This is a genomic window from Brevibacillus sp. SIMBA_040, from assembly GCF_046535075.1.
GTDB lineage: Bacteria > Bacillota > Bacilli > Brevibacillales > Brevibacillaceae > Brevibacillus.
The window spans coordinates 1-279 of record NZ_JAWRXI010000141.1 but is presented as its reverse complement, the minus strand read 5'-3'; the positions used below and the strand labels follow the sequence as shown (position 1 = coordinate 279).

Sequence of the window (279 nt, the reverse complement as noted above, 5' to 3'; positions counted from 1 at the left end):
AAAAATGTTCCCATCTAATACTATGGGTGGCTCGGGAAGCTATAGTAGCGTTGTTAATATTGCTAATACAGGAGGGTTACATTATCAGTGGGGAAGAAAAGACCCTATTCCGGTTATGTTTAACCCAGGCGCGAACTATAATTTTGGAGCTGGACTTAATCAAAATAGTGGTTTAAGCAGATATCCAATCAGTACGCAAAATGGTCCCATAACCATGGATTCTAATGGGAATGCTGTTATACCTTATACAACAGGAATAAACAATATTAACTATACAGC

General features: G+C 38.0%; 1 protein-coding gene. It reads left to right on the top strand.

Going from position 1 to position 279, the window contains the following annotated elements; genetic code table 11:
- The coding region (locus SB752_RS32305) for a hypothetical protein (RefSeq protein ID WP_410719482.1) at positions 1 to 279 on the top strand (279 nt) is incomplete at both ends.